Genomic DNA, 2,393 nt, shown 5'->3' with positions numbered 1-2,393 from the left:
GGTGTCTGACTTTATAGATTGCAAGAAGAGTTCCCATGCTAACTTATATTCACTTAATAGTGGAGATTCTAAAATCAGCGTTAGTTCTTCTAATCGCGATCGAATTTGCGTTAATTCCTGCTTAATATTGGAATGGTTGGTTCCTTTTTGTTTCAATTCATTGCGCTGACGTTCTAATACTACACGTTCGTGGATGGCTAACTCAACATCCGCCTGACGATGCTTGAGAGTAGAAATTGCCGTTTCTAAGTCGGCAATTTCGCGCTCGAATTCGATCGTGTAATCAACTGGGGTCGCATTCTGAGTCATGGTCGCAAGATACAATTTAAGTAGCATTACTATTAATATGCCTAAATTTAGGTCAGAACTCCCATGTCTTCCCCTACAGACGATCTCACCACCCTAGAACTAGCTCAAGCCCTCGCCGAGCGGCTGCGAATTGCCGAAACAGATTGGCACAGGCTCAAATCTAATCGTCCCGCACGCGCGAAGGAACAGGCTGCTGCGGCGTTGGTATTTTTACTCAAAGATAATTCCGATGAGGCGTTAGCACGGTTTTCGCAGGCGGTGGGGTGGTTAGATAAGTCGATTTCGGCTCCGCCTTGCCCTTCACACGGCGATCGGGTAAAGTTGAAAGCTGAAAGTTAACTGCCCTCACCCTGAGGGAGCTACGGTATATGTACAAGTCGATTGGACTTCGTTTTGAGATCTGGATCCCCCCTAGCCCCCCTTCAAAAGGGGGGAACCGGATCCGGAAGTCCCCCTTTTGAAGGGGGATTTAGGGGGATCTCTGGGGTTTTCGCTATCAAAAGTGGGGAGCCGTTAAAACTGGTTTAACTGCTCCTGTAGAATCTCTTTTTGCTTTTCAGATTCGACTAAACTATCTTTAGCTGTTTGGACTACTTCTGCCGTCGCGCGTTCGACAAATTTAGCATTGTTCAACTTACCATTAATCGATTCAATTTCTTTATTAATTTTATCGATTTTCTTCTGAATTTTGGCTTTAAAAGCTTCGAGATCGACAACACCTGTGAGCGGTAGAATAATTTGGACCGTCGCAAAGACACTCGCGATCGATCTGGTGGGTTCTTCAGTTAATTTATCAACAATAGTAAGCTGTTCGATTTGGGCTAAATCGCAAAGATAAGTTTTCCCGCGCTCCAATATTTCTCGCTCGGCGGTACTATCGCTTTGAAGGATAATTGAGACTTTAATCGCGCGTTTGAGATCGGCTTCGGCGCGAAGATTGCGGATAGTACGAGTTACACCAATCAGGAGATCGAATTCGCGATCGAGTTCCGCATCAATTAAGCTAGCATCGCTAGTAGGATAGGGTTGAATCGAGATATCTCCTGTTCCCTCATTTTCAAGGGGGGATTCCGACTGGGTTAATGTCTGCCAAATTTCTGCCGTAATATGCGGCATAAATGGATGCAATAATTTCAAGATGCCATCCAAAATAACGGCTAAGGTTTGCAGTACGACTAATTTACTAGCCGGATCGGCATCTTCTTGGAGGCGCGATTTAACTAACTCGATATACCAGTCGCAGAAGTCACCCCAGAAGAATTCATATAAGCCTTTAGTGGCTTCGCCTAAAGCATATCGATCGATATTATCGCTCGTCTGCTGGATGGTTTGATGGAAGCGCGATAAAATCCATTTATCGGCGACTTCTAACGATCCGGTTGGCGTTGCGAGGTTTGCCAGATCGAATTTGAATTCGGATGTCTCAAAATTCATCATGACAAATCGCGCCGCATTCCAGATTTTATTCGTGAAATTGCGACTGGCTTCGACAGATTCCGATTCGTCGGTTTTGCGGTTATATTGAATCCGAATATCTTGTCCCGCGCCGACTACTTCGCGGACTAAGGTATAACGGAGCGCGTCGGTACCATATTTGTCGATTAGCAACAAGGGATCGATCCCATTATTCGCGGACTTCGACATCTTCTTACCATTTTCATCCAGAACTAAGCCGTGGATGTAGACATTTTCAAACGGCATTTTCCCCGTCAAATAGCCAGACATCATCGTCATTCTGGCTACCCAGAAGAAGATAATATCGAAGCCAGTAACTAAAGTAGATGTTGGATAATACATCTCTAAATCGGCAGTATTTTCCGGCCAACCTAAAGTCGAAAATGGCCAAATTCCTGACGAGAACCAAGTATCTAAAACATCAGGATCGCGAACTAATTTTACATCTGCGCCGAATTGTGCGATCGCATTTACTCGTGCTTCCTCTTCATTCTTAGCCACAAAGAACGGCGTGTTATCGGTTATTTCCCCACCAGACTAGCTGACAGCATACCAAGCCGGAATCTGATGTCCCCACCACAATTGCCGCGAGATGCACCAATCTTGCAATTTAACCAACCAATCACGAT

General features: G+C 45.1%; 2 protein-coding genes and 1 pseudogene. 1 reads left to right on the top strand and 2 read right to left on the bottom strand.

The features are described from left to right. On the bottom strand, positions 1 to 309 hold a 309-nt coding region (locus Q0R35_RS08395), incomplete at its 3' end, for a hypothetical protein (RefSeq protein WP_295616043.1). Positions 310 to 372: 63 nt separating this feature from the next. Here Q0R35_RS08395 and Q0R35_RS08390 point away from each other — a divergent pair. Then, positions 373 to 648, top strand: a complete 276-nt coding sequence (locus Q0R35_RS08390; RefSeq protein ID WP_295616039.1) for a DUF6439 family protein — start codon at positions 373 to 375, stop codon at positions 646 to 648. A 174-nt stretch (positions 649 to 822) separates the two neighbouring features. On the opposite strand, the pseudogene Q0R35_RS08385 reads toward Q0R35_RS08390, so the two are convergent. After that, positions 823 to 2,393: pseudogene (locus Q0R35_RS08385) on the bottom strand (class I tRNA ligase family protein); the annotation flags it as partial.

The organism is Chamaesiphon sp. GL140_3_metabinner_50, assembly GCF_025361915.1.
GTDB lineage: Bacteria > Cyanobacteriota > Cyanobacteriia > Cyanobacteriales > Chamaesiphonaceae > Chamaesiphon.
This window is presented reverse-complemented; position numbering and strand designations above follow the sequence as displayed.

Bases quoted from the DNA above. Each gene is read 5' to 3' on its own strand.
- Q0R35_RS08390 (WP_295616039.1), top strand. From the start codon at position 373: ATGTCTTCCCCTACAGACGATCTCACCACCCTAGAACTAGCTCAAGCC.